Annotated in this window: 22 protein-coding genes; 6 read left to right on the top strand and 16 right to left on the bottom strand. The window is 40.5% G+C overall.

Translation table 11 applies throughout. From position 1 onward, the window contains the following. Positions 1-189: 189 nt before the first annotated feature. On the bottom strand, positions 190-480 hold the full coding sequence (locus Q4600_RS00110) for a putative quinol monooxygenase (protein WP_102322248.1): 291 nt from the start codon (positions 478-480) through the stop codon (positions 190-192). Positions 481-696: 216 nt separating this feature from the next. On the opposite strand from Q4600_RS00110, the gene Q4600_RS00105 reads away from it, so the two are divergent. Further along, positions 697-1,620, top strand: coding sequence for a LysR family transcriptional regulator (locus Q4600_RS00105; RefSeq protein WP_303512894.1), 924 nt, complete (start codon positions 697-699; stop codon positions 1,618-1,620). A gap of 60 nt (positions 1,621-1,680) precedes the next feature. On the opposite strand, the gene Q4600_RS00100 is transcribed toward Q4600_RS00105, so the two are convergent. The 3 genes from Q4600_RS00100 to Q4600_RS00090 all read right to left on the bottom strand — a co-directional run bounded on the left by Q4600_RS00100 (position 1,681) and on the right by Q4600_RS00090 (position 3,634). Then, positions 1,681-2,460 (bottom strand): glycine betaine ABC transporter substrate-binding protein, encoded by a 780-nt coding sequence (locus Q4600_RS00100; protein WP_102475383.1) that lies wholly within the window; start codon positions 2,458-2,460, stop codon positions 1,681-1,683. A 44-nt stretch (positions 2,461-2,504) separates the two neighbouring features. Then, complete coding sequence (locus tag Q4600_RS00095; RefSeq protein WP_102531179.1) at positions 2,505-3,245, bottom strand: sulfite exporter TauE/SafE family protein; 741 nt, start codon at positions 3,243-3,245, stop codon at positions 2,505-2,507. 98 nt (positions 3,246-3,343) lie between these two features. Next, positions 3,344-3,634 carry a putative quinol monooxygenase gene (locus Q4600_RS00090; protein WP_136974663.1) on the bottom strand — a complete coding sequence of 97 codons (291 nt, stop codon included), beginning with the start codon at positions 3,632-3,634 and terminating at the stop codon, positions 3,344-3,346. 299 nt (positions 3,635-3,933) lie between these two features. On the opposite strand from Q4600_RS00090, the gene Q4600_RS00085 reads away from it, so the two are divergent. Both Q4600_RS00085 and Q4600_RS00080 read left to right on the top strand, forming a co-directional pair. Further along, entirely contained in the window at positions 3,934-4,962 is a 1,029-nt protein-coding gene (locus Q4600_RS00085) for a radical SAM protein (RefSeq protein WP_055023927.1), read from the top strand. A gap of 17 nt (positions 4,963-4,979) precedes the next feature. Further along, a complete protein-coding gene (locus Q4600_RS00080) occupies positions 4,980-5,537 on the top strand; it encodes a DUF1349 domain-containing protein (RefSeq protein ID WP_303512906.1) in 558 nt (185 codons plus the stop codon). Between the two features lie 290 nt (positions 5,538-5,827). On the opposite strand, the gene Q4600_RS00075 is transcribed toward Q4600_RS00080, so the two are convergent. The 6 genes from Q4600_RS00075 to Q4600_RS00050 all read right to left on the bottom strand — a co-directional run bounded on the left by Q4600_RS00075 (position 5,828) and on the right by Q4600_RS00050 (position 13,664). Further along, positions 5,828-7,078, bottom strand: a complete 1,251-nt coding sequence (locus Q4600_RS00075; protein WP_303512908.1) for a CDP-glycerol glycerophosphotransferase family protein — start codon at positions 7,076-7,078, stop codon at positions 5,828-5,830. A 111-nt stretch (positions 7,079-7,189) separates the two neighbouring features. Then, positions 7,190-7,585 (bottom strand): glycerol-3-phosphate cytidylyltransferase, encoded by a 396-nt coding sequence (gene tagD / locus Q4600_RS00070; protein WP_303512910.1) that lies wholly within the window; start codon positions 7,583-7,585, stop codon positions 7,190-7,192. 58 nt (positions 7,586-7,643) lie between these two features. Further along, positions 7,644-9,038, bottom strand: coding sequence for an NDP-sugar synthase (locus Q4600_RS00065; protein WP_303512912.1), 1,395 nt, complete (start codon positions 9,036-9,038; stop codon positions 7,644-7,646). Between the two features lie 8 nt (positions 9,039-9,046). Continuing rightward, complete coding sequence (locus Q4600_RS00060; protein ID WP_303512915.1) at positions 9,047-11,035, bottom strand: WecB/TagA/CpsF family glycosyltransferase; 1,989 nt, start codon at positions 11,033-11,035, stop codon at positions 9,047-9,049. Between the two features lie 228 nt (positions 11,036-11,263). Then, complete coding sequence (locus tag Q4600_RS00055) at positions 11,264-12,322, bottom strand: glycosyltransferase (protein ID WP_102527906.1); 1,059 nt, start codon at positions 12,320-12,322, stop codon at positions 11,264-11,266. 10 nt (positions 12,323-12,332) lie between these two features. After that, positions 12,333-13,664 (bottom strand): oligosaccharide flippase family protein, encoded by a 1,332-nt coding sequence (locus Q4600_RS00050; protein ID WP_303512919.1) that lies wholly within the window; start codon positions 13,662-13,664, stop codon positions 12,333-12,335. Positions 13,665-13,999: 335 nt separating this feature from the next. Here Q4600_RS00050 and Q4600_RS00045 point away from each other — a divergent pair, with 335 nt between their 5' ends. The 3 genes from Q4600_RS00045 to Q4600_RS00035 all read left to right on the top strand — a co-directional run bounded on the left by Q4600_RS00045 (position 14,000) and on the right by Q4600_RS00035 (position 15,994). Beyond that, positions 14,000-14,329, top strand: coding sequence for a hypothetical protein (locus tag Q4600_RS00045; RefSeq protein WP_303512921.1), 330 nt, complete (start codon positions 14,000-14,002; stop codon positions 14,327-14,329). A 306-nt stretch (positions 14,330-14,635) separates the two neighbouring features. Further along, on the top strand, positions 14,636-15,181 hold the full coding sequence (locus Q4600_RS00040) for a thioredoxin family protein (protein WP_303512924.1): 546 nt from the start codon (positions 14,636-14,638) through the stop codon (positions 15,179-15,181). A 156-nt stretch (positions 15,182-15,337) separates the two neighbouring features. Then, complete coding sequence (locus Q4600_RS00035; RefSeq protein WP_303512926.1) at positions 15,338-15,994, top strand: nitroreductase family protein; 657 nt, start codon at positions 15,338-15,340, stop codon at positions 15,992-15,994. 203 nt (positions 15,995-16,197) lie between these two features. Here Q4600_RS00035 and Q4600_RS00030 read toward each other — a convergent pair whose 3' ends face one another. From Q4600_RS00030 to Q4600_RS00005, 6 genes are all read right to left on the bottom strand, one after another. Next, positions 16,198-17,481 carry an O-antigen ligase domain-containing protein gene (locus Q4600_RS00030; protein ID WP_303512927.1) on the bottom strand — a complete coding sequence of 428 codons (1,284 nt, stop codon included), beginning with the start codon at positions 17,479-17,481 and terminating at the stop codon, positions 16,198-16,200. Further along, on the bottom strand, positions 17,421-18,998 hold the full coding sequence (locus Q4600_RS00025) for an exopolysaccharide biosynthesis protein (RefSeq protein ID WP_303512930.1): 1,578 nt from the start codon (positions 18,996-18,998) through the stop codon (positions 17,421-17,423). The genes Q4600_RS00030 and Q4600_RS00025 overlap by 61 nt, the downstream gene beginning before the upstream one ends. Positions 18,999-19,008: 10 nt before the next feature. Next, on the bottom strand, positions 19,009-20,217 hold the full coding sequence (locus Q4600_RS00020) for a polysaccharide biosynthesis/export family protein (RefSeq protein WP_303512931.1): 1,209 nt from the start codon (positions 20,215-20,217) through the stop codon (positions 19,009-19,011). 59 nt (positions 20,218-20,276) lie between these two features. Then, positions 20,277-20,672: an STAS domain-containing protein gene (locus tag Q4600_RS00015; protein WP_102527913.1), complete on the bottom strand. Its 396-nt coding sequence runs from the start codon at positions 20,670-20,672 to the stop codon at positions 20,277-20,279. Between the two features lie 812 nt (positions 20,673-21,484). Next, the gene (locus tag Q4600_RS00010; protein ID WP_303512934.1) at positions 21,485-22,612 is read right to left on the bottom strand and encodes a zinc-binding dehydrogenase; all 1,128 of its coding nucleotides are present in this window, start codon (positions 22,610-22,612) and stop codon (positions 21,485-21,487) included. A gap of 121 nt (positions 22,613-22,733) precedes the next feature. Continuing rightward, positions 22,734-23,411, bottom strand: coding sequence for a glutathione S-transferase family protein (locus Q4600_RS00005; protein WP_303512937.1), 678 nt, complete (start codon positions 23,409-23,411; stop codon positions 22,734-22,736). Positions 23,412-23,884: the final 473 nt, after the last annotated feature.

Raw genomic sequence — 23,884 nt, 5'->3', positions numbered from 1 at the left:
TTTTAAATTTGATACCGAAATCGTCGGTAATTTTGATGTCTTTAATGTTTTAGTGATAGGGCAACTCGTCATGTCATATTGAGTTACTCACTAAATGTAGTACAGGTACTACACTCAATTACTGACTTATATTGTAAATACTTTCAAATCTATTTTGATAATTGAATGTTTAAATACGTTAATTTTTAACTAAGCGATCTTGGTCATTTCGTTGACAGTGAAACTTGCGACAGAGCCTTCGGTTGCTGTCATGTAGTCAGCAAGGTGCTGGTTGCCCATATGAGCTTGCCAAAGTTCACGTGATACCCAGTTTTCATAAAAAGTAAAATGCGCTGGGTTGTCGTTGTCTTGGTGGAGGTCATAGTTGATGCAACCTTCTTCAGCACGAGTTATCTCGATAAGTTTTAGTAGCTCAGCTTTCACAAGTTCAATTTTGTCGTCATTGGCTTTGATGTTTGCAACAATCGTTAATGTAGTCATAGGAGTTTCCTTCGTTCTGAGTTAGTGCCGTGCTTAGCGCACTGCGTTGTTGGTATGGAGGTATAATAGTGCGAACATTACCAATGAAAAACAGCCCATCAATTGAATAATTACCAATTAAAATTTGATAATAATCTTTTAATATTTCATGTGGTGCGATATAAAGGGATAGTCATTTTCAGATTTTGTTAACACACTGATTAAAAGGTAACGGTTATGCTCTTAGAGGATTTTCAGGTCATTTTAAAAGTCGCAGAGTTTCGCAGCATCACTGCTGCTGCGACAAATCTGGATATGCGCACGGCAACGGCAAGTGCGGCGGTGAAACGTGTTGAGGCATCATTAGGGGCTGAATTATTTGTACGAACGACTCGTCATTTACGCTTATCTTCTGCCGGCGAGCGTTATTTGCCTCAGTGTGAAGAGGCGTTGCAGATGCTTGAAAAAGCCAAAATGAACATGCGTGAAGAGCTAGGGATTATTGATGGAGAGATCCGCATCGCCCTTTCGTCTGATTTGGGCCGAAATGTGGTCACACCTTGGCTTGATGAATTTTTGTTGGACTACCCAGACGTTTCACTTCGCTCCAGTATCAGTGACAGCAACATCGATTTTTATCGAGATTCTGTTGATATGGCGCTGCGCTATGGCTCACCAACCGATGCGAGTATGTACGGTTTTAAAATTTGTGATGTGCCAAGGCTGTTGTGCGCCAGCCCGGAGTATTTAGCAAAATACGGTACTCCATCCGAGCCAGATGATCTGCTTGAACATAATGCCCTGTTTTACCAGTTACATGATATTTTGCAAAATGAGTGGTTGTTTAATGATGGAAAAGAGGACATTAAGGTAAAACTGAAAGGTAACAGGGCATCTAATGATGGCGATCTTGTTCGGCGCTGGTGTGTGGCGGGGAAAGGGGTAGCAATCAAGTCTTGCCTCGATATGGCCGATGACTTGCTAACAGGGAAAGTGGTCAATGTAATGGCAGACTATAAACCGACTTCCACTGAGCTTTGGTTAATATGCCCAAGCCGACAATCTATTACCCCAACCGTCCGCCTATTAAGGGATATGCTTAGAGAAAAGACCGAACAGATTCTAATCCAAATGAAGGACAAAGGGATTCTATTGGGTTAACTGTTGAGGTTGTGAGGGCGTGGAAATTGCCAGCCCTCAGTAAAGCGGTGATGGTCTTAACTACTGATGGTTGTCCAACCACTCACGAGTCACATCATCAACCGCTAATCCCGCACGGCAAACCTTGTAATCCAATTCTGCGATGATTTCATTTGAAAAGCGCAATTGATCTAGCTGTGCCAACTGTGCTGGGGTAAATACGATTGATCTTTCTTGTCGAAGTAATAATATGGCGCGATCAACGCTACCCAATAATCCTTTGGGCTCTTTTAATTCACGGATAGTAAATAGGTGGTGCAAGAACTGTGGTTTCCACAATGGCACAATAACCCACTCATTATTTTCAACCGCACGTTCGTAGGCACCAAAGCAATCCTCTTCTGAACCAGAGTGAAAATGATAACCCACATCGCTTAATCCATATTGGTCCATCATTTCAATAGAGAATCGGGTAATGCCAGCACCTGGGTTAATACCTTGAATGTGTTTGTTGGTGCGCTTAACGACTTCTGGTTTTAATAGGTCACTGATTTGTGAAACAACCTCCTCAGGTACATAATCGGGCACCCCCCATAGAGCGTACGGTTTATAGTGCAAACCTAACTCTAACAAAGGCTCTACCGTTTCAACATCGGATTTATAGATACCGTGGCTTGAAGGTAACCAGGCCGAAGAGAGCATGTCGATACGGCCCGCTTTTAGATTTTGGAAATTTTCTTGATGTGGTGCGTAGACACGTTCCACCTGAAAACCCATATCAGTTAAGACATGGCTAACTATCGATGCAGTAACGCGATGAAAAGATAAATCGGTAACCCCGAGATTGATAATGTTAGACATAACGTGACCTTATGATAAAAGAAAAAGAGGTTTTAAAATCGCATTTAAAGTGCCGTGAGGCCGGAATAGAGCATCTTTGTTCCCGTAAGAAACAGAACGCTATAACTTATCTTGTAAATCAACTCTTGAGAGATGATATTCACCATCCACACACCGGCTCTAACCCCTAAAAACGCAATCGGCACCAAAACTAACGAGGTCATCAAGTTTTGCATATCGAGCAGCCCCATATAGCTGTATGGGATCAACTTAATAAAATTAAGCACCGTGAAAAATACTACGCTGGTGCCGATTAATTGTTCTTTCGGCAGATTTTTTGGCAGTAGATGCATGCTTGCAGGCGGACCACCGGCATGGGCAATTGTACTGGAAAACCCAGACAACATACTTAAGGCATAGCCCTTTATCGGGTGGCTAAATTGAACCTGCTTTAGCAGAAACTTTTGTGTTAAAAAGACCAAAGCCAGCCCCCCAATGATAAGTTCAACGACAGATGTTGACAGACTACCCATAAAATAAGCTGCACTCATCACCCCCATAATAGCGAAGGGCATCATACTTTTTAGCTCGACGTAATTGCAGTTCTTGTGGTGGTAAAACAGCGCCATTAAATCCATACCACACAATAATGGTAATAAAATCGCAGCGGCTTGAACTGGCGATACGCTCATCGCCATCAAAGGTACCGATAGCATCCCCAAAATACCGCCGACCCCTCCCTTGCCCATGCCATAGAAAAAAACGGCAGGTATCGCTGCAACATAAAACCAAAGGTCTGTGATCATGATATGTAAACCAAGAAAATACGTAGATGAAAACAAGTGTATTTGAGCAAAAAGCTTTTAAAGCCATTCACTCAAATAAGGGGGAATACAAAGTTGGCTTAAGCGATTTGGGTCATTTCGTTGACAGTGAAACTTGCGACAGAGCCTTCGGTTGCTGTCATGTAGTCAGCAAGGTGCTGGTTGCCCATATGAGCTTGCCAAAGTTCACGTGATACCCAGTTTTCATAAAAAGTAAAATGCGCTGGGTTGTCGTTGTCTTGGTGGAGGTCATAGTTGATGCAACCGTCTTCAGCGCGAGTGACGTCGATTAATTTCAACAGCTCTGCTTTTACCAGTTCGATTTTGTCTTCATTGGCCACGATGTTTGCAACGATAGTTAGCTTAGTCATAGTGTGTTCCTTTGTATGGAGTTGAAGCAGCTGATGGTGTGCTGCGTTGTTGGTTTGGGTGTATATTACGGTGATTATTGCAAAGTAAAAACAGTCTAAAAATTGATTTATTATCAAATTTAGTTTGAGAATTGATTTTTAAGTCTGACCATAAAGAGGGAATTAGATCGCGTTGTGTGGTGATGTGTACGGTGTTTATCTATTTATTTTTGATAATAATTCAAATAATACCGCGTTTTTACCGTGTAAAATTTGCCGTAGGATGGCCAAATCAATTTCAATTCATTGGATAAATAGCCATGTCACAGATACATTTTCAACAGGGCCCAATACGCCCACCATCAGAAGCAGACAGTTTGCTTATCAGAACCACACAAGGGTGCCCGTGGAATAAATGTAAGTTCTGCACCCTTTTTGAAGGCATGGAGTTCTCTATTCGTCCGGTTGAAGATATTAAGCGTGATATCTGGGCGGCGAGGGCGTTTTATAAAAACAGAACCTTTGATAGCTGTTTTTTGCAAGATGGCGACTCATTCGCCATGGAAACCCAAGACTTACTTGACGTGCTCAATACACTGAAAGAGGCTTTTCCGGAGCTTAAACAGATCAGCTCTTATGGCCGGGCGCAGACCATGACTAAAAAATCGCCAGCGGAGATGAAAGCAATCTGCGATGCTGGGCTAAACATGCTTTACTGCGGTATGGAGTCGGGATCTATCGAGGTTCTAAAACTGATGAAAAAGGGGATCACCCCGAAATCAATCTTGAAGTCAGCCGAATATGCCAAGCAAGCGGGTATGAAAATGATGACCTTCATTATCCTTGGCTTAGGTGGAAAAGAACTGTCAGAGCAACATATCGCAGCAACGGCCGAGCTACTGAATCAAATCAACCCAGACGAAATTCGCATACTCTCGCTGGCGGTTAAATCGGGAACTGAATTGGATGAGTTAGTACAAAACGGCCAATTTACACCACTAACAGAGCGAGAGATGCTTGAAGAACAATATCAGCTTATCAGCAAGCTAGACGGCATAACGGGTAATTATGGCAACTTCCATGGCATCAATGTATTGACGGAACTTAATGGACAATTACCACAAGATAAAGAGACATTTTTGCGCACCATTGAGCACTTTATGATGATGAGTGAAAACGACCAGAATAACTTTGTTTTAGGTCGCCGCATGCACTATTACGCCACACTGAGTGATATGCGAAATCAGCTTATGTATGACAGCGTACAAAAAGAACTAGACCGAATTAAGCTGCAAAATCTTGGCAATCTTGACGATATTTTCTATCAACTCCGCCAACGTATGATCTAATAGTAAGGAACAGCGCAATGATAAACAATCTAGATAATTGGACGATTCAAAATGAAAACCCAGAGCACTGGTTGTTTAAAAATGAAGTGCTTACAATGCAAGTTCAAGAGGGCAATATCTTTGGTGCTGGCGCTAATGATGTAAAAAACATCTTTATTTATCCGGTAGACAAGCCAGAATACAGCGCGGAGGTGACGATTAATCTAGATCCGAACCTCAGTTTCGAGCAGGCTGGACTAGGGATTTACTGGGACAATGATAACTATATAAAAATCAGTAAAGAGATGTTTATGGGTGCGCGATCGCTGGTGTTTGTTGTAGAACAAAATGGTCAGCCTGATATTAAACATCGCTTATTATTCGGTGAGTCGACAGTATCGGTAAAGCTTGAAAGAAGCGACACTAAAGTTCGCGCTTATTATCGAACGCAAGATAACGACACATGGCAGTCAATTATAAGCACTGCCGCACTATCAGGGCACGAGCAAGGCGTTATGCTTTACACCTTTAGCGGCAGAATCACTGTGCCCAACTTTGCTGAATTTAGTGAGTTTGAGCTAACTGATTTGAACTAATGTGCATCCCGCATAAGATGAACTGGCCTGCTCCATTAATAAAGATTGAGTGGGTTAGTTAAGTGACGTTGCCATACTTTTAATGATCCATGTGTTGCTGAATTAGCAATTTCGCTAAAACGGAATTGTCCAAATGTGTGTTATAGCAGTATTGGCGCTAATTAGCTTAGTTCAAAGAAACGCTGCATAGTCGCGTTCCTGCTGCTTTTACCAAAATCTAAAAGTTAGCTATTTTGATAAAAGCTGGCTAATTAAAAAAGTTATAAAAATCTACCCGTAACGCTATGCGGTTATGCGTTGACTAATTTATCCAGCTCAATGAAGCTTTCATTGTGTTGATATTGCCAATAGAGCTGAGTTAACTCTGCTCTATTTTTTTTGTTCGTCAAAGAGGTAATATTCTGGTTTTGACTTAAATTTTGTAAATAGTCTGCGAGCTGCAGGTTGTCAATTAACACCTCGCCAGCCATGGGTATTTCATCGGCATAGGGATAGCATTGCCTACTGTCGGTTTGATATTGCTGTTGATCAAATTGAAAAAAGACAATATTAGCTTTGGTTTGTAGCATATCAATATACAAAGATGAGTAATCAGTAATCAATAAATCCACATCATTGATGATTTCATAAGTATCTTGCCAATCGGAAATGTTTAAAATATTCGGATAGTTTTTTATGTCATCAGCAAGGTTTGCTTCATTGGGATGGAGCCTGAGTAATAACAGTTGCTCGTTACTGACTAAAGATGCCGATAGGGCTTCAAAGTTAATCGCTTTAGTATAAGGGTTATGAGCAACCTCAGAGTGTGATGGGTTAGAAAGCGCTGAACTGTCTCGCCAAGAAGGCGCATAAAGCAACACTTGTTTTACCTGATTGATTTGCTTTAGTTCTTCAATGACAGAGGTTTTCGACTGGTTATGAGTGTCTATATTTGAAGGGTAACGTTTGTAATAGTCTGTACGAGGGTTACCGCACAATAACATTTGTTGTTGCTCTATTCTGAAAGCACTAGCAAACAGTGTTGATACTAATTCACTGGGTGCAATCATATGATCAGGCCGAACTTTTTGTTGATGGTACTGTGCTGCTGAAATGAATTTATCGTGCAGTGTTTGTGGATGATAAACCTTGAAAAGTGGGCCATTATTGATATCAAATTCAATTCTTTTTAATGGTGAGCCATGCCACAGATTTATTTTTATTGCTCCCCTGGCGAAATATTGATTAATATCGCCAATATAGCTGTTGTACACATAATATTTAGCCGTTAAAGCATGATAAATGCCTTTAAAGCTCCATCTTGTATACGCTTCATATCCTTGCTCAACTAGTTGGTTTACCAGTACTTTATCGCCACTAATCCAAATAGCCCTTATGGCTAATGCTTGCTGCCAATGTAAGAATAAATACTTACTGTTATCTGCAAATTTATTCTTATAGCATCCCATCACCGCTTTGCGGGAGCGAGGACAAAAACCGCCAATAAAGTACAAAGATTGCGTCACGATATATCTAATACAATTAACAATGAATTGGCTCATATAATCTCTCCGTGACTATAAAAATCCTTTAAATACAAAGATAGCATTTATTTTTGCTGAGCCAAGATGAATATTTGATAATCACAATTATATTTCTAGTCTCAATGATTCTTAGCTAATAGTGGTGCTTAAATTGTTTTTAATTTCAGTGGTTGAGATGTCTTCTGTTCTGGTTAGGTAGAGCACTTCACACTGACTTGCTAGGTGATCAAATTGTCCTTTCCAGTCATCGCCAATAGCAAATATATCCACATTATAGTGCTCAATATCCTGAGCTTTTTGTTGCCAATTATTTTCAGGTATTACTCGAGATACATATTTACAGGCATTAATAATTTCACTGCGTTGCTCGTAACTAAAAAAAGCTGCTTTGCCTTTAAGTGCATTAAACTCATCAGTTGATACGCCCACAATCAATTGGTCGCACATCTTACTTAAGCGCTCAAGTAGTCTAACGTGACCAAAGTGAAATAAATCAAATGTGCCGTAGGTGATAATGGTTTTCATAATATTATTCCTTTATCGAGACTAAAAATGTGAGTCGATTTAAATCAATAAGTAGATGTTAGCTTTTCATTTCAATTGCGGGATTGGACTTATCAAATTGCTTTTTCCACATGTTCACTAGATACAATGGCTTTTTAGATTGCTCAAACTCCATCTCAACCATTTTTACTTCTTCAATCGGGGTTGATTCATCAAAGTTAAGTTGTACTGGGCCGTATACGCCATAGGCCGTTGAATCTTCAGCTTTACTTTGGTATTTAGTTGAAGCGCCAAACAGGTTCAAGTCGCCTTTAATCACTAGCCAAATCTGCGGTAATAAAGCAAAACCAGGACTATCAATATTGAATTTATGCGCCTTTACGGCTTGTTGTTCGTTATTAATTACGGTCTCAGATATGATAGGTTTTTTGGGTTTTAGAATTAATGAACCTAAGAAAAGGCTGATTAACAAAGGCGATAATAAAAGGTATAGGAACATTAATACTGCACGCTGAAAAATGCCGTTGTAGTTAGTGGCTTCTTGAGTCGACTTTGCTATTAAGCTTTGATCTTCAACTTTGCTCCAACTGTTGGTTTGCGGATCAATAATGAGATCTTGTGAGATAATTTTGTTTTCAACACTTAATTGAGGCCCGACATAGGTGTTAGGTAAGATAATGCTATTTTGGATTTGGCTATCTTCAATAAAACAATATTCACCTACCACAATGCCCTGAGAAAGTTGTGCCTTACTGGATACTTTGGTGTATTCACCAATAGCGCCAAATACATCGGTTTCTGATAAATCAGGTAGCTGACACTGAGCTTCAACCACTAAACAACTCTGTGGCTGATTGGTATTAATTGTGCGGCCTTTAACACAAAAATCCTGACTATTTATCACATAATTTGAAGCGGCTACATACGCTGCTAGGCTATCAATATAAAAGCACTCCCCATGAAGTACCTGTGCCACACTGTTTGTATGATCAACTTCGGTCGTTTCTAATGGCCAATTTAATAATTGGTTATGCTTCCAGCCAGCAGGTAGCATCATCATTGCAGGGTTACGCTGCGCCATTTTTGCATGTACAAACTTTGATGGCATTAAGCGTGAGAATTCAATGAAACGCGCTAAACAAGGACTACGTAACATATCACCACGTACAACTAATGCTTGTGCGGTTTTATCAATACTCATACGTGATAGCACACTGTTAACGTGTTCTTCTGGCTTACTTAAAAAGTAATCAATGTTTAAGCCCCATTGTTCACCATTACCTATTTGCGATTCAATTTTTATAGCATCGTGGCTGATAACCATTTTTACATTTGTCACTCCTGCACAAGCTAAATCCTCTAGGGTATATTCCACTAAGGCTTTATTAGCGACAGGCAACAAAGCTGGGCAATAGTGTTGATCTAAAGGGTTTAATTCATTTCCGTTTCTGTTTGCAAATACGATAGCCTGCATAACATCTCCTAGTAGGCGCCACGCGCCAAAAGTACTGCTGGAATGGTTTTCAATAACAAGCTGATATCTTCTCTTAGTGATTGCTTGTAGATGTAATCAATATCTAGTTCTACTTGCTTATCAAAAGGAATATCTGAACGTCCGCTTACTTGCCAAATGCAGGTAATACCAGGTTTAACTCCCAATCTGCGACGGTCACTTAGTTGATATTGGCTTACTTCATTAGGTAGTGCAGGTCTTGGGCCAACTAATGACATATCGCCAATTAACACGTTCCAAAGCTGTGGCAACTCATCAATAGACGCTTTGCGGATGAGCTTACCTATGGTGGTAATACGTGGATCTTTTTTCATTTTAAATAAGACTCCACCTTGCATTTCATTGTTTTGTTTGATTTTTTCTAGTCTTTCTTCAGCATCAATATACATTGAGCGAAACTTCCACATGGTAAAAGGTTGGTTATTTCGGCCACTTCGTACCTGTGAAAAAAAGATCGCACCTTTCGACTCAATACGAATACTTAACGCAGTGAACATGAATAACGGTGCTAAGACGATTAGCAAAATGCTAGCGGCCACAATATCAAATGTGCGTTTTGCAAATTGACCACATTTGATGCCAAAGAAATACCAACGACGTTTATTCTGTGTGTTGGTTTGGCCTAAGCTCGATAGCATCGGCATCGGCTGTGGCTGTTTGCTTGTAGCCGAGTGGTTTGAATTAGCGCTGCTTGTATTCGCGCTGCTTGTATTCGCGCTGCTTGTATTCGCAAAGTGCACAGGCATATTACTTGAACGTTTTTGCTTTAATACACGAGCAAGAAATAATGGATTACCGATAACATATCGCTTCCACATTCGTGTTGGCTCTTGGCCTAAACGCCAAATCCACTCCATACCCACTTGTCTTAGGGCAACGGGTGCTCTTGATACGTTATTAGCAAAGAAATCAAACAATCCACCGACACCAATAGCTACGCCAGTATTCAGCTCAGCTTTATGATCACTAATCCATTGGTCCTGTTTTGGTGCGCCCATACCAACTAGCAAAATCTGAGCTCCGGATTGGTTTATTTGCTCAATCACTTGTTGTTCATTTTCTTTATTTAGATAACCGTGATGACAACCAACCACTTCAAGGTTAGGGAACTGTTTGCGAAGGTTGGCAGCCGCTTCATCAGTTGTGCCGTTTTGACCGCCTAAGAAGAATATTTTTATACCTTGCTTAGCCGCTTGCTCACACAACAGCGGTAACATATCAGTGCCATTAACGTTATCTTTAAGGCCAATATGATGTAACTGACAGGCGATACGTATTCCGCTACCATCTGCAAAAACTTGGTCACACTGATTTACGGTATTGCGGTAATCTTTATTAGTTGCTGCAAGGTTAAGGCAATCCGCATTTACAAAGGCAAATTGTTTTGTGGTTGTTGATTGCGCAGAACGAATAAGTAAATCCACACTTTCGCTCATGGTGTTGTTATCGATATTCACCCCTAATAAATTAAATTGCGCGGGGTAATTAAGCTGAGTAGAGACAACGACCAGTTTGCTGAATAAACACTTAAGAATATTAATGATGTAATGAATTAGACCCGATGATGCTTGTGAACCTGAATCGATATGTTGGATCCCCATACGACGTTGCATTTGCTCAACCGATAACATTCCTGGACGGCTGTTGTCTTGGGTTGATTCAAACACAGCGTACTCAAACGCACTGCCTAGTAAACCAATATCGCCTTTTAGAACACTGTAAAACAAAGGTAATGACTTAAACCGACCTTGAGAAAAACGATAGATAGCCACTTCTTTGTTATCAGAGTGAATGTAAAGGGTTTCAAATACTGGCTGTTTTGAACAAGCTAGCATTAAAGTTTTTAACACTAAAATTGGACTGACGATAATCATCATGTATAGCGCGATGACCCAATCAAATATTAAAATAGCGATAGGTGGGTTATCTTGGTTTTTATCTAAGTGTGTTGTTTTCATCGGCAGCCTCACAATAATGCTTTTAATCAGATACCTTGATATAGCAGGAAGTGTTCCAATGTTTTTAATTGACTGATTTTATGGGGTTATATGTGATTCTGTTGAAGGTTTTTAAAATGAGTTTTTCAGGTTAAACACTGACTTTGCAGAATGCGAACCACACTGCAAAGTCATTTTTAGGATAGTGAATACAGGTTTTTATTAATAAGTTATTTATCATGAAGTAGATTAAAACTTATTATCTTGCATGAACTCATTGGTGACACCGTCACGGGATATACGCATTTTTTGTATGATACTAATGCATTTTTGTCCCACTCCCTCGATTACGATATAACCCCAGGCTGGCATTATCCATTGTGCATATGCAGCAACTAAAGTGGTCACTGTACGACCTGTTTCAGCCTGTAAAATACTCGGTGATGTTGCAATTGCTTTATTCACTAATTCAACCGCTGCTTTACCATCACCTAAACGAATCGCTTGTCTTGCAAGGTAGCGTAATTGGTATGCTCTAGCGGCTTTTTCATGACGAGCAAGTAATGTTGGGGCAAAGTCTCGCGCTTTTTCAATCATCTTTTCCCATGATGCGTACTGCTTCAGTAAATTAGCTGATAAGCCGCCATGGTTTAAGCGGTAATAGGTTAAAGGCTCTGGTAAACCTTCGATTTTCCACGATGTCGTAGCAGCAATGCGTAACCAACATTCAATATCTTCTGATTGACGGAAGGTTTCATCGAAATAACAGCTATAACGTTCAGCTGTACTCATTGACTGATAACGGATGTCATTAAGTGTTGTACGGCGAATGACTGGTGCACTGCCATTACCCACAGGGTTACGACAAAGTAAGTGAGCTGCATCGATATCATTTAGTTTAGGCATTTGATAAAAGTCGATAAATTTACCGTCGTAATCGATAAAGCTTGAGCGAGAAAAGCTCACACCGATTTGGCTGTCATTATCTAAATGCTGTACATGACGAGCCAACTTTTCAGAATGCCATAAGTCGTCAGAGTCGATGAAAGCGATGAACTCACCTAACGCATGACGGATACCTGTATTTCGCGCAGCTGCTAATCCTTTGTTCTTTGCATGACGAATAATATGCACACGAGGATCGCCTATAAACTGCTTACAAATTTGAATGCTGCGGTCATCACCACGATCATCAATAATCAATAATTCAAAGTTATCAAATGTCTGGCTTAGTACAGACTCGATTGCCGCTTTAACAAATTTTTCAACGTTATAAACAGGCATTACTACTGAGATTCTTGGAGTCATAGTGTTTTCCTTAACTGTGTTTAACAGTTGATTGACTAAATGAGATGCGGCTGCTGTACCAGCAAAGCCAAGGCATGATGATTAAATAAGTCACCATCACGCTCAGTGCGACTGTGGTTAAGTCAAACTGGCTTGCAATACTGATGACCAGTGTTAGCAAAGCGGTGATAGCGATATTCAAATTGAAATTTAAGCGACTATGGCCGTTGGCAAGTAGTAGCTGGCTTGCAGCCTCTGCCATTGGGCGAACTAACCCGCTCAAACATAAGAAAATAAAAACGGCTAGTGCATCAGTTGATAACCATTGCTCACCGTATACAAAGGGGACATACAGTGGGGCTAAACTGGTTTGTAAGATGATGATTGGCGCTGCAATTGCTGTGATCGCAATAACGCTGTTACGGTATTTTTGCTGTGCAGATTGCACACTTAAATCATCGTTATCACTACAAAGGTGTGAGTAAAAAGCGGTGCCGAAACTTTGCACTAAACCTAAACTGACGCCTAAGCTCACGTTATAAGCAAAGAAGTAAACACCTAATGCTTCAACTCCCATAAAATACCCAATGACCAGATAATCGATGCTCTGTCTTAAGGTATTGATTAAGTCACTTAAACTTACTGGTACGCTGAAGTTTAATAATGTTTTTACACGCGCTATTGATGTTGCTTGGGTAAACACAGGTAACGGCGTTGCAGTTTTATGGATGTAAATCCACACAAATACCATGACCACTTTAGGGATGATAATGGCCCATATACCAAAACCACTTAACGCTAATACTGCAGTTAACACACCATCACCAATGGTTTGCCAAAGGTTAGCGCTAGCGACTTTACGCATATTGTTGTTACGTAAATTTACCGTGGCGTACAGCATGCCAAATGGGAGTAATAAGTAACTGCTAGCGACAAATAAAATAGGCAGTATTAACTGGCTGTCTTGATAGTAATAAGCTAACGGCAAGCTGATTAAGCTCATTAATACGAATGCACTAATACAAGATGCAAAGTTGATGGTATTGGCGCTGGCTAAATTATCGCTAAAGTCAGCATCATTCATACGAATTAACGCAGCTGAGGTGATACGTCTTGTTGGAGTACAGATTAGTTCGAACAAAGTTAGCACTATAGCAACTTGACCGAATATCTCAGGAGTAAGTAAACGTGCGGTAATAACACTTGCACCTAATCTCACCACTCGACCACTGAACTGTGCGCTCGCTAACCACAAAAGGTTTTTACCTAATGAACGAATGCCATGACTTAGCATCTCATTAAGCGCGAATTTTTGATTCAGCGATTGCTTCTGTTCAACTTGAAGCTTGGTGATGTTTTGCATAACCGCTACCCTTATTAATGAATTGCAATTTGCTGATTGAAACTTAATACAAACTGCGTCGATACTTAGGTATTACAGTTATCGTGCCAATTTTTAAGGTGTTGTTTTATAGTGGTTTTATGTTGTTTTTGGATGCTGGTTAATTTCTGTTTTAGCAATTTGAGAGAGCACGGTTGCAGATTGCAACATGCAAACATGATGGTTTGAGTGCGAAAAAAGTGTCGTTACAAGCTGGTATAAGATGTGGCGCCTAGCCCAATAGCGCGGATTAATGTTGAAACAATATGGGCTTGATAAGCTAAATTGAGTGCAAATCAGATGGACATTGAGGTGATATGAAAACTTTAGTTATTGGTGTGATAGTGAGCGCAGCACTGTTATCTGCTTGCAGTGAACCTTCAGTAGTAAAAGAGGGTATTAGCAAACAAGTTGAGCAAAGTGATACTGCAATAAAACAAGAACACCACTGTAATGAGCTATTTTTCAATCAAATTGAGCAGGAATTACTAACAGGTGATGGGCAAGGGCACGGACCTGATATTGGATCTGAAGAATGGAAATCTGTGATTGAGTTTAAGCTTGGCGTTAGAGGTCAAACAGAAGTCCCTGAAAGAGACACGATTGAATGGTGCGATTACATCCATTCTCAGATGGCATTACGGTAGAAATCTGCTCGATTATCAAATGAAATGAGAAAGTATTTCAAACATTAACCTGTTTAATCGACACCGATAACAGGTTAGTTTTAGTTTGTTTAACTCAAAAGAGCACTAAGCTCGAATGCACTTAGCATATTGCACTTATGTGGATGCATTTAGCAGATTGCACTTATCAGATTACACTTATTTAAGTGTCGTAAGCTAATTGCATATTACGGATTGTATGTGCTTGTTTAAATTACGCTAAGGGGTTTAATCAACAATCTAATATTTATATCAATCCCGCATTAATGTGATTTTAAGGAGAAGACAGTGCTGTTAAATACCCCAATTTGTGACTTTGGCTGGAAAGCACCTGAGTTCACATTAAAAGATGCATTCGGTGAGTCTTTTACCATGAGTGAGCATTTAGGCGAAAAGGGCTTATTAGTCATGTTTATTTGTAATCACTGCCCTTATGTAAAGCGCATAGGGGCTATACTTGCTGAAGATACAAGGCACTTAATGGCGCAAGGCATAAACGTATTAGCTGTGATGTCTAACGATTACTTAGCGGTGCCTGCAGATTCTCCAGAAAACATGAAACAGTTCGCCAGAGAATATAGTTTTACATTTCCATATCTCGTTGATGAAAATCAACGTGTTGGCCAGCAATATAATGCAGTATGTACGCCTGATTTCTTTGGGTTCAATAGTGCAGGTGAGTTGCAATATCGAGGTCGATTAGACGATGCAAAAATGGCTGACAGCAAGCATCGTACCCCTGAGTTATTAAATGCGATGCTAATGATTGCAGATACAGGTAAAGGCCCTGAAGATCAGTTCGCGAGCATGGGTTGTTCAATCAAATGGCGTTAATTATCAAGCCGGTATTTCTAAAGCTATGAGCGGTAAAGCCCAAATCCTTTAAACTCAAAGCCTTTAAACTCAAAGCCTTTAAAATCAAAGCGTTTTAACCCAAGCCTTAAAATAAATAACGAATTATGAAGCAACAAGATAGACACGGAGCAAATTATGACCCATCCAATTATTAATGATTTAAGTAGCCGTTACACAGCAAAGCGTTACGATCCAATCAAGCGCGTTTCAGCAGATGATTTAGCAGTGATATATGAAGCGATGCGTTTATCTGCATCGTCAATTAACTCACAGCCTTGGAAATTTATTGTGATTGAAAGTGATGCCGCAAAGCAAAGAATGCATGATACTTTTGCTAATAAATTCCAGTTTAATCAGCCTCATATCAAGGCTTGTTCCCATGTAATTTTGTTTGCCCATAACCCGCACTATACCCGTGATGATTATGCACAAGTTGTTGATAAAGGGATTGTAGATAATCGTACCAAGCCTGAAGATAGAGAGGCTGCATTTGGTGGTTTTGCTTTTGTTGACTTAAATACTGACGAGCAGGGTAATAATGCCGCCTGGACTAAATCGCAAACCTATTTAGCGCTTGGTAATACGTTACATGTATTGGCGCGTTTAGGGATTGACTCAACCACAATGGAAGGGGTTGATAGTGCAATGATTAATCAAACATTTGCCGAAGAACTCGGTGGATTTGAATGTGAGGTGGCGCTGGCGATTGGTTATCATCACAGCGAAGAAGATTACAATGCTAAGTTACCTAAATCACGCTTAGCAAAAGAGCAGGTATTAACGATTCTATAATTTGCACAGCATAGATAATCGAGCCTAGCTAATATTTTCAGTTAGTTAGGTGTTCGATGTTGATTGCTTTTAGCTGTTCGTCAAATCAAATATTCATGATGAAAAGTGAATATTTGATCCATCCAACTAAGCGACCTTTATAAATGATGAGTATCATAAATGATGAGTATCAAGCGGTGTTCACTTTATATTGGTTGAAGCTTTTAAGCTTCTTCAAGGTTTTGCGCTCTTTTATAGACATCTTCTGGCTCTTCCGCCCTTAAAGCCATACCCAGTACAATTAAACCTGGCCAAAATAAATAAGCTAAAATTTCTAAGTTCTCACCAAAGGTGTATAAACCTAGCAGCATTAAAATGGCCATACCCACTTTTGCCAATGGATTGGTAAATAACCTTACTAGCAAAGCAATAAAGGTGATTAACATTGGAATCGCTAATGCAATAGCGCCTACTACACCTTTGACAAACAATAACCCATACCAAGTGTGATGAGAGCCAATTGGCATGTATTCCACCATATGAGGCCCACGTTCGACAATCCCATGTCCGAAATAGATGGCTTCGTTCATCCATCTCTCAACAGCGATATCTGCTAATGATTGCCTGACACGAGTGGAACCTGCTCGCGCTGCTTTTACCGCAGTAATACTTTGCTCTATTTTTGTTATCAATGATTCACCGATGACCCCAACAAATAACATGACAGGAGCGAGTAATAGGTACAACCAAGGAGAGCGAACAAAACGTAAGGTTGCGAAGAAACCAATTAAGGCTAAATAGCACGCAATAGCCAAACGTGATTGCGATATTAAAATCATGAGCAGGCTGCCAGCAAGACCCCATCGTTTCCATTTTTGGTTTTTCTCTTGTAAGGCAAAAATAAAATATAAATTACCTAACATGCCTAAAGCAGGTGCCCATGGAGTGAATAAACGCCAGCGGGGCACACCGCTACCAGGGTCGATTTCGTATAAACTCACACTAAAAAACTCAGGACCGGGGCCACCAATAATGCTTAATGGTGAAACATATAACGTGCTGGGTAATCCAACTGCCCAAGCCATTACAAATACAGGGAATAGAATTACCGTATGCTTACAAACGCGGCAACTGGCGCGATAAATGATTTCAGGTCTGATAGGCATACAACCAATAAGTGGAAATATTGCGAGTAACGCCCAGCCTTTCGCCCAACCGATAGATGATTTTATTAATTTGCCCGTGCCAAGGCCAAATTGCAGATGACCGACTACCAATGCGATTAACATGACCCACATGCCCAACACCCAAACATAATGGCTAATGCTAATGCGCGACGCTGGCTGGCGAGCGAGTTTTTTATAAAGTAAGCGTAAAAATAGAATCCAAGCAATCACTGGTGCAATGACATATAACGCACCTAACAACCAAAATAAGTAACTAAAACTTATGCAGTTGTAGATGATTTTTTCGTCAATATTTTCCGCAGTAATGGTTTGCGAATCCATAAAATGCATAATCCTACTAGTGACATGAATGAGGCGCACAATCCGCCGAACGCAATAAGAATGACGGCAAGCTTATCGGGAGAAGATGGCAAGCTGGGCGCTGATAATAATTGCAACATTGGGTAAGCGGTATAAATATCCGATTTACCCACATCCATTTTGGCCATTGCAGAAGTTAATACTGCAGAGGCTAATTGATGTTCTCGTTGTAAGTCGGCAAGTTTTGCTGCGTCATCATTACTGTGCTGCAGACGTTGCTCCCAGGTATTGATCTGTGAGGTTAATGAGTCGACTTCAGACTGTGTCGCGTTACGGTTTGATGCAATGCTGATGAATTCTTGCATCATTTCCGCGCGGCCATCGACATCATTAAGGGTTAACAGGTTAAGTAAGTCATCATCTTGAAAACCGATAATGATTTTAAACCGTTGTTTCATGCTTTTTAAAATACTATCTAACTCAGCTTGCAATGACACCAACACAGGGTGCCTTGTACCTAAGCGACCTGCATTTTCTATATACTGGGTGTTTGCCGCATTATGTTTTTCAACTAACTGTTGGAATAGTTTGTCGTTGTTCAATTTTAATAAAATAGCAGCTTGGGCATCTGTAATGCCTAAATGGTTTTCATACAAAATATAACTGGCATTAAGGCCTTCAAGTTCAGCTAAAATGGTGACTTTACTGTGCCTTAATCGCTCGATAGTAATCGCCAACTCTTTAAATTGATCTAGCGTGACTAAACCGCGTTCAGATTGAAAATCAAGTAATTGCTTTTGGGTTTCTTTTACGCGAGTTGAATAGCTTTTAAGGCCTCTTTTAATGCCAACCTCACGTAAACCGATTTCATCTGCGCGTAAGTCAGTTAAGATATTTTGTAATGAGCGATACATTGCCCAGCCGCGCTCTTGTGCAGCTTCTGGCGTTGCTGCTTTTACGCTATATTCCATCAAACCTGTTTGGCTTGGTAACTTAAGTTTGGGTTTATTGATTGCCGATGTGGGTAGGTCAAGGTAATGGGCTGCACTTTCCATCAGCAAGGTACTCATCGAAATCGCTTTATAGTTCTCACGAGGATCAATCGCTGAGCTCATATAAGGTGAAATACTTGATGTACTTGCCTGGCCTAAGCTGTCTAAACTCAGCGATGAACCCGCTGCAGCCCCAGGCAGAATTAATACCCATTTACTGACATAGTTTGTTGGCGCAAGGTAGATAAAAATGGCTGCAAATACCCAGATTATCAATAAAGATCCAAACGCTGTTTTAAGGTATAGACGCTTACGCAGCTTTGGGGTTAATTTGCTGCCTTCTAGCGTTGCACGCTTAATCCAGTATAGATAGGCTAATTCAGAGAAACTGGTTTGCTCAACGGTTTCGTCTGCAGTGTAATGCTCATTATCTTTTGATTGTTCTGAATCAGTTGCGCTTGCTGCAATAGCTTGCTCAATGGCCGGGTTGCTAGGTGTGCTATCCGTGCTGTTCTGAGTCTTTTTTTCATCATGAATCCGGCTCATTACTCACTCCTTACAACCATCCAATAAGTGTTGTTGGTACCACTAGCTCTGTTACTGTTCTGGCAATTTCACGCATATTGGTCACACGTGAGTCGTAACAGGCAAGTCCGTCACCAGGGAGTAATACTGGGTTTGATTGATCATTCCATGCACTTTGAATCAGTCCATCAATAGAACGTTCAACAATATCAATCTGGTTAGAGAGTGGGTTTTTAGTTACTAATATGACGTAACGGCTAGCATTGGTTGATTGCGCACCACCGACACAGTTTGCTGCAATGGCGCCATTCAATAAACGGGTACCATAAGGGAAACGAGTTGCCTCACGGTCGACCGCTGATTGGCTATTTGAGCTTGCAGGCTGCGTTAAGTTTGACATAAATACCCTAATCCCTGGTGCTGTCAATTGCGATGGTCTAGCGAGTTGATCATTAAAAGAATGTGTTGATGGAACATGGACATGATCCCCAGCCATTAATGTCATACTGGGTACTTTTTCACCTGTTAGCATACCACGTAAATCCATATTGAAAACCTGCCCATCACGAATCACTTTTATCGCTGAAATATCGGCATCAGGGCGAACACCACCTGAAGATTTTACTGCGGCGCCGACACTACGTTTTATCGCCTGATCACCGGCATAGTTGCTACCGTCATCTTTTAATTCTATTGGTAGTTTTTTATTGATCATATGCTGGCCGGGCTCAAATACCGCACCTGAAGTGGTGATTTCAATCGGTGCCCAGCTGATAGGTAAAATACTGATGCGCACAGCATGTGCCAGCATTAAGTTTTCATCTATCAATAAGTCATTTATTAATTGGTTTAACTGTTTAAGGGTTAACCCTTTTGCTGCAATGGCAGGTAAGTAGGGTAGATAAATATTACCATCGGCATCGACTTCAACATCTTTACTGAAGTCTTCGCCGTTCAAAATGTTAATTGAAACTTTATCACCGACAGATAATGACAATGCTTGTTCAGTATCTACAACCATGGCTTTATTGCCAAATATTGGCGCCGTAGGAAAGGTTGTGTGGTTTGAGGTAACCGCACTGACTTTTCTGTTATAAGGCGTTTTCTGGCCAAAATAATGACAACTTGTTAACTGCTTTTCTAAATCACAAACGTCTTGCTTAGCTGGCTGCGAAGGGGTAACGCAAGCGGTTAAACTTGCGATCATAGCGACTGAAATTAATGTATTAATCGTTTTCATTGCGTTATTCCCTTTACGTTGAGTTTAGAACGGTTTAGAACAAATTTCTTTGACATTATTTAGCTAGCTAAATCGGCGATGACTCTTTTATCAAAGTCTGACTCTTCAACAATGCTGCTGTGACGTAAAAAATCTAACGCCAGTGTTTCAGTTTCAAATATTTCAAAAATATGATGTAAACGGGTTAATTCAATCAATGATCTCACTGCGGGTGATGGTGAAAGGAGAACAATGTTTCCTTGATAGTTCAGCGCTTGATTACGCGCTGAAATCAGCACAGATAATCCACTGGAATCGATATATTCAAGGTGCTGCATATCAATGACTAAACGGGTATGACCTCTATTGATGTAATCGATAAGGGCCGCTCTATAAGTCGGTGTGTGCGCCATAAACATTCTGATTGGTAGGGTCACTACGCTGGCATGTTGGGCAACTTTTAATTCAAATTTCATAACGTGCTCCTAGATTGAAATGACGCTCTTGTGCTTGTAATTGGATATTGCAGTTAGTGTGCCATACTTTATGTTGTTATAAATCAGTGGCTTATATGTTTTGCTTTTCGATTTGGTTTGATGTTTTGCTGTTTGCAATGAGGTTAATTGCTGTTTGCAACACGGTTTTGATGCTTGTTATTGCGTTTTGCAAATTGCAAAAAGGGATTATTTATTCGTGAAGAGTTAAATCAATGACTATTAAGCAACTTTGTTCCAAGTTGACGCGTGATGAGAGATTCATGGATGCCGAATGGGTCGTAGAATATGGAGATTATTTGTGATGCCGAGTTTTAAGGGGCTTTTACTTTAACTGGCTTTTACTTTCAGAGACTTTTACTTTCTGGGACTTTTACTTTCAGAGACTGTTAACTTATATGAACAAAGCAGCGTGTCGTAGTTGTATCTGCAGATAAGGTCGCTTGTTCATATCTGGCCCATAGGGATTTGGGAAATGTCATTATGATGTTGGGAACATCATTGACCATCTGGTTGGGGCATTTGTATATTCTATACATTTATTACGCCAAGCAATGGATTAGGTTGAAGTAATCACTGTCAGTAACAGAGCCAATACTGATGAAGTACAAAGCAGATGCTGGTAACTCGTTTGGCCCCTTTCCAAGCTAGAGTATTAGCTCATCACATTTCAATTCTAGGCATTTTAACTACTTTTTCTAATTGGTGCCGTGCTCAGAGAAAAGAGAGCTTACTAAATAAAAAGCAGAGTCCTATAATCGTCCTCTGCTTTTATTCAATCAGTTAATGCCTGATTATCCTTGAGGTGTAATTAAGTACTTCTCACCAGTCGCTTGTTTAGAATAAGACGCTATCGATTGTAATTTTAATACTTCTGCTAATGACACTTCATGTGTGTAGTGGCTAGCAAAAGTGGTGCTGATCTCTTCTGCAACGCGTTGGCGCATCGCAATCACCGTTTTAGTTCCTAGTTTACCGAGTGCATTGAATAACAAGAACCCATTGATACCCCATGCAAAACCGAAGTTACGATTTAGCGTAATAGGTCTACGGTCTAATGCGCCATAGATGTAAACTTGTTTGAAAATGTCTGAGCCATATACGCTGTGCTCTGTCATATCACGCGCCGCAGCAACTTCCATACAGTTAAGAATATCACTGGTTAATTGACCGCCACCAATGGGGTCAAACGCAATCGTTGCACCCGTTTCAATAATTGCTGCAGTTAAGTCAGCAAGAAAGGTATCACTACTTGAGTTAACAACATATTTTGCGCCCATATCACGCAACAGCGTTTCTTGTTCTGCTTTACGTACGATGTTAATTAAATCGACGCCATCGGCAATACAAATACGGTTTAACATTTGACCAAGGTTAGACGCAGCTGCCGCATGAATGATGGCCTTATGGCCTTCAGCGCGCATGGTTTCAACCATCGCTAATGCGGTAAGTGGGTTAATAAAAGAAGATGCGCCTTCTTTAGCCGTAGTGCCTTGTTTTAACTCTAAACAGCTTTGCACATTAGCGCATATAAATTGACGATAAGTTCCACCACCAATCACTGCAACAGTCTTACCCATTAATGCTTGTGCCGCAGGCGATGAACCTGCTGCCACTACAGTTCCAGCCCCTTCATTGCCAACTGGAGTTGCCTTACCCACTCGGGTTTTAACCGCAGGCATGAATTTAGCGGGAACATCAGCTGTAATAACAGGGCTTTGCTTTGAGCCTGATTCTGCCGCAGTTGTCATATCAGCAGCACTGAACAAAACGGCTAAATCTGACGGGTTCAATGGTGCTGCTTCAATGCGAATAACCACTTCATTGGCAGAAGGTTGTGGCATCTCGATGTCATTTAAAGCTAGGGTTAATTTATTATCTTGGCTGATTGTTGAAGTCAGTTGAATGTTGGTATCTTTCATGCCGCTTTGCTCCTGCAAATAACTAAATTCGATGAACCAATAACGAGATTGTATTGGCCGTAATTTGTTGGTAATTAATTTAAGTCAATATTTTAGTATTGGTTGTTTTTATCGCTAAGCACTATTCAGCATTTGCTGCTTGAAACTGAGCTTTTACCTTTTGGAGAAATTCGGGCATGTTTGTCAGGCGATCTGCCTCAACGCTTTGGGCAATGGCGGACTGACTCATTGAAGCGTTCCACTCTTTCATTCCAGGAACCTCTGCAAGTATGTCCCAATCAAGTTGGCTAGAGCCAAAGGCGCTAACGATGGTGTTTACGTAATAAACATAGATGTCAGCCATGGTGAATTGTTCACCTGCTACCCAAGGTGAAAACTGGCACAAGCGACTTAAGGCTGTTATTCCACGGTTTAATACTTGGCGAACTTCCGCTTTAACCGTTTCCGGCGCTGCAGTGCCTGACAATGCATAAGGTATTAGTCGTCTGCTTGGTAGTTCAAAATAAAGCTCTGCTATTTTCATAATTTGACGTACAACCGCTCGCTCTGTGGCATTGACAGGGTAGAGAGGGCTGTCAGGGTACGTCTCTTCAATAAAGTCACAAATCACACTCGACTCTGAAATATGAAGGCCTTCAGCCGTTGTGACCACAGGAACCTTGCCGGCAGGACTAATTGCCATTAACTTATCACTACCACCGTAAATCAGGTTTTCTTCAAACGGTAGTTCTTTGTGTAGCAGTACATGTTTCACTAGGTTGTAATAGTTGCTAGCGGCAAAACCGTGCAAAGTCATCATAAATAAGTTTCCATCATAAACGTGAAGGTGGTTTCTTTTGCCTGCAAAGCACAATTAACGTCCAGTCTGTATCACGCTGCAACAAGGTCATGGTTGCAATGTTTAAGTTAAACCAATTATTACTTGTTTTAATCAGGTTATATATATGGAAAAATACCAATCACTATTGCTTTAAAGACAATAATGGGTGGTGATAATTACTCAGATATTTATTTGATGGGGAAGCCTGTTGGATCATCTACGTGCAATAGGCTATTTCAGTAAAGCCGTCGAAACGGGTTGCTTTACTAAGGCAATTAAAACAATTAAGACACCCATCATTATTTTCAAAGCAGATGCTGGTAACTCGTTTTTGCCCTAAAACGTGTTTCAAATTTTTAAGTTATCATTTGAAAAAAATCAAAGTCGTGGCGCTTCGCCCACACCAGACTAAAAGGGAGTGAACTGCGACTCCCTCTTAGAACACCCCGCAG

Origin of the sequence: Shewanella sp. 2_MG-2023, from assembly GCF_030548905.1 — a bacterium.
Classification (GTDB): Bacteria; Pseudomonadota; Gammaproteobacteria; order Enterobacterales; family Shewanellaceae; genus Shewanella; species Shewanella electrodiphila.
The sequence above is the reverse complement of the archived record's forward strand: the minus strand, read 5'-3'. Positions and strand labels throughout refer to the sequence as shown.

What these genes read in the sequence shown, in the direction of transcription:
- Q4600_RS00090 (WP_136974663.1), bottom strand. Translation starts at nt 3,634, where the DNA reads ATGACTAAGCTAACTATCGTTGCAAACATCGTGGCCAATGAAGACAAA.
- Q4600_RS00075 (WP_303512908.1), bottom strand. Translation starts at nt 7,078, where the DNA reads ATGAGCCAATTCATTGTTAATTGTATTAGATATATCGTGACGCAATCT.
- Q4600_RS00015 (WP_102527913.1), bottom strand. Translation starts at nt 20,672, where the DNA reads ATGAAATTTGAATTAAAAGTTGCCCAACATGCCAGCGTAGTGACCCTA.
- Q4600_RS00030 (WP_303512927.1), bottom strand. Translation starts at nt 17,481, where the DNA reads ATGGATTCGCAAACCATTACTGCGGAAAATATTGACGAAAAAATCATC.
- Q4600_RS00095 (WP_102531179.1), bottom strand. Translation starts at nt 3,245, where the DNA reads ATGATCACAGACCTTTGGTTTTATGTTGCAGCGATACCTGCCGTTTTT.
- Q4600_RS00055 (WP_102527906.1), bottom strand. Translation starts at nt 12,322, where the DNA reads ATGACTCCAAGAATCTCAGTAGTAATGCCTGTTTATAACGTTGAAAAA.
- Q4600_RS00050 (WP_303512919.1), bottom strand. Translation starts at nt 13,664, where the DNA reads ATGCAAAACATCACCAAGCTTCAAGTTGAACAGAAGCAATCGCTGAAT.
- Q4600_RS00100 (WP_102475383.1), bottom strand. Translation starts at nt 2,460, where the DNA reads ATGTCTAACATTATCAATCTCGGGGTTACCGATTTATCTTTTCATCGC.
- Q4600_RS00080 (WP_303512906.1), top strand. Translation starts at nt 4,980, where the DNA reads ATGATAAACAATCTAGATAATTGGACGATTCAAAATGAAAACCCAGAG.
- Q4600_RS00035 (WP_303512926.1), top strand. Translation starts at nt 15,338, where the DNA reads ATGACCCATCCAATTATTAATGATTTAAGTAGCCGTTACACAGCAAAG.
- Q4600_RS00110 (WP_102322248.1), bottom strand. Translation starts at nt 480, where the DNA reads ATGACTACATTAACGATTGTTGCAAACATCAAAGCCAATGACGACAAA.
- Q4600_RS00060 (WP_303512915.1), bottom strand. Translation starts at nt 11,035, where the DNA reads ATGAAAACAACACACTTAGATAAAAACCAAGATAACCCACCTATCGCT.
- Q4600_RS00105 (WP_303512894.1), top strand. Translation starts at nt 697, where the DNA reads ATGCTCTTAGAGGATTTTCAGGTCATTTTAAAAGTCGCAGAGTTTCGC.
- tagD (WP_303512910.1), bottom strand. Translation starts at nt 7,585, where the DNA reads ATGAAAACCATTATCACCTACGGCACATTTGATTTATTTCACTTTGGT.
- Q4600_RS00085 (WP_055023927.1), top strand. Translation starts at nt 3,934, where the DNA reads ATGTCACAGATACATTTTCAACAGGGCCCAATACGCCCACCATCAGAA.
- Q4600_RS00045 (WP_303512921.1), top strand. Translation starts at nt 14,000, where the DNA reads ATGAAAACTTTAGTTATTGGTGTGATAGTGAGCGCAGCACTGTTATCT.
- Q4600_RS00020 (WP_303512931.1), bottom strand. Translation starts at nt 20,217, where the DNA reads ATGAAAACGATTAATACATTAATTTCAGTCGCTATGATCGCAAGTTTA.
- Q4600_RS00010 (WP_303512934.1), bottom strand. Translation starts at nt 22,612, where the DNA reads ATGAAAGATACCAACATTCAACTGACTTCAACAATCAGCCAAGATAAT.
- Q4600_RS00065 (WP_303512912.1), bottom strand. Translation starts at nt 9,038, where the DNA reads ATGCAGGCTATCGTATTTGCAAACAGAAACGGAAATGAATTAAACCCT.
- Q4600_RS00005 (WP_303512937.1), bottom strand. Translation starts at nt 23,411, where the DNA reads ATGATGACTTTGCACGGTTTTGCCGCTAGCAACTATTACAACCTAGTG.
- Q4600_RS00025 (WP_303512930.1), bottom strand. Translation starts at nt 18,998, where the DNA reads ATGAGCCGGATTCATGATGAAAAAAAGACTCAGAACAGCACGGATAGC.